The sequence below is a fragment of the Brachyspira sp. genome, from assembly GCF_029258575.1.
In the GTDB taxonomy this organism is placed as follows: domain Bacteria; phylum Spirochaetota; class Brachyspiria; order Brachyspirales; family Brachyspiraceae; genus Brachyspira.
Genome location: NZ_JARHYI010000011.1, coordinates 1 through 2,150 on the forward strand (window position 1 = coordinate 1; position 2,150 = coordinate 2,150).

Below are 2,150 nucleotides of genomic sequence, written 5' to 3' on the forward strand. Positions count from 1 at the left end.
TGTTATGTGCTAAACCTTTAGTTGGTGTTGCTATGCCTACACAGTGCTAGGTCTTTAAGTAAATAAGAAATAGAAAGTGATTATGAAAAAATACAGGTTTGATTATAATAGAAACTTTCATAGGAAAGAAATATTAATCCTATGGATATTCATGGCATTATATTGGTATCACATTGTACATTTGGTTGGGTAAAAGATGTTCATAATGCTGTTGTTGTTGAAGAATTTAATAAAATAGCATATAGAACTGTACAGATAAATGGAAATGCAAAATCAGTAGAACAATATTTATTGGATAAACATTATTTCAGAAAGCATGGTAAAAATTCTTACTATTGTCAAAATTAAATTTTTTAGTTAGCTGTACTATCATAAATTTAAATAGCACAGCTTATAATTTATATAATTTAAATATTTTTATAGAATTCTTCTAATGCTTCTCTTACAACTTCTCTGTCATCAAAATGTATAGTTTTATCTGGGAATATTTGGTATGTTTCATGACCTTTTCCTGCTATTATAACTATATCATTTTCTTTAGCCTCTTTTACTGCTTCAAATATAGCTTCTTTTCTATCTATAATTTTTTTATAATTATTATTTTTGAAGCCTTTTTCTATATCATTCATTATTTGATTTATATCTTCTGTTCTTTGATTATCTGTTGTAAGTATAGTGATATCAGAATATTTTTCTGCTATTTCTGCCATTATAGGACGCTTATTTCTATCTCTGTCTCCTCCGCATCCAAATACAGTTATTACTCTATTAGGATTTAATTTTCTAGCTTCTAGTAAAATATTTTCCAAACCGTCAGGAGTATGAGAATAATCAACTGCAGCTATGAAAGGATGTTTTTCTTTTGTTACTATTTCAAATCTTCCTGCCACCTGAACTTTTTTCATAGCTTTTATAGATTTTTCTATATCCAATTTATATTCGCAGCAATAGGCTAAAATAGATAATGAATTTAATATATTAAATCTTCCAAGCATTGATAATTTTACTTTTGATATGAATTTACCATTAGCATAAAATTCATATTCTGTATTTTTTGAATTTAATGAAATTACTTTTCCATAATAATCAGCTTTTTCATTAATACCATAAGTAACCATTTTTATACCTAATTTTTTTATATAATTAGAAATCTGTTTGAAATTATCTGTATCTATATTAACTATAGCCAATTTTTTCTTTTTGCTGCTTTCTTTTAACAATGAAAATAGTTTTAATTTTGCCTTAAGATAGGTACTCATATTTCCATGATAATCAAGATGATCTTCTGTTATGTTTGTAAAAATAGCAGTATCATAATTCAAATAATCGCATCTATTCATAGCAAGTGCCTGAGATGATGATTCCATCACTATATGGGATATCTGTTTTTTTCTAGCTTTATTGAATATACTTTCCAAATCAATAGATTCAGGAGTTGTGAGATTAGTTTTTATTTCTGTTTTTATAATCATGTTCTTTATTGTACCTAGTAAAGCTACTTTATTTTTATTAGCTTCAAGTACAGATTTTAATAAATATGTTGTAGTTGTTTTTCCATTGGTTCCAGTTATTCCTATTGTGCTTATTTGTTTTGTAGGTTCATCAAAAAAAATTGCTGAAATATATGCAAGGCATTCTCTAGGATTTTTTACAGCAACAAAATATACATTGCTATAATTATTTTGTAATTCTTTTATAAAATTTTTATCAGCAGCATTATCATATATTATAATACTAGCTTTATTTTTTATTGCACTTTCTATATATTTATGCCCATCATCTTTTAATCCCTTTATAGCTACGAATAAATAATTTTTTTTTATTAATTTTGAATTATATGCTATGCCTTTAACTTCCGTATTTAAACATTCTTTTGTTAATTGATTTTCTTTTGATACTTTATATCCTTTAATTAATTCTTTAAAAAATTTCATATTTTTTCCTATTCTTATTTTTATAATTTAAAACAATTTTATAAATTTTATAGTAAAAAATTATATATTACTTTCTCTCTATATTATAAAAAGGGGCTGTCCTAGATAACTTAAATTTGTTATAATTTAGTTATGAAACGAAGTAAATTAAGCCGAGAAAAACAATTAAAGTTAATAGAACATTTTGTTGCAGGAACTACAGCCCGAACAGCTTCT

The 2,150-nt window shown here is 25.0% G+C and carries 2 protein-coding genes and 1 pseudogene; 2 read left to right on the top strand and 1 reads right to left on the bottom strand.

The window, feature by feature from the left end; genetic code table 11:
• The first annotated feature begins 141 nt into the window (after nucleotides 1-141).
• On the top strand, nucleotides 142-348 hold the full coding sequence (locus tag Q1J76_RS00845; protein WP_300377732.1) for a class II aldolase/adducin head domain-containing protein: 207 nt from the start codon (nucleotides 142-144) through the stop codon (nucleotides 346-348).
• 59 nt (nucleotides 349-407) lie between these two features.
• On the opposite strand, the gene Q1J76_RS00850 is transcribed toward Q1J76_RS00845, so the two are convergent.
• A complete protein-coding gene (locus tag Q1J76_RS00850) occupies nucleotides 408-1,934 on the bottom strand; it encodes a UDP-N-acetylmuramoyl-L-alanyl-D-glutamate--2,6-diaminopimelate ligase (protein ID WP_300377735.1) in 1,527 nt (508 codons plus the stop codon).
• Between the two features lie 132 nt (nucleotides 1,935-2,066).
• On the opposite strand from Q1J76_RS00850, the pseudogene Q1J76_RS00855 reads away from it, so the two are divergent.
• A pseudogene (locus tag Q1J76_RS00855) lies at nucleotides 2,067-2,150 on the top strand (IS1595 family transposase); the annotation flags it as partial.

Excerpts from the sequence above, each read along its gene's own strand:
- Q1J76_RS00850 (WP_300377735.1), bottom strand. The coding sequence starts at position 1,934 with ATGAAATTTTTTAAAGAATTAATTAAAGGATATAAAGTATCAAAAGAA.
- Q1J76_RS00845 (WP_300377732.1), top strand. The coding sequence starts at position 142 with ATGGATATTCATGGCATTATATTGGTATCACATTGTACATTTGGTTGG.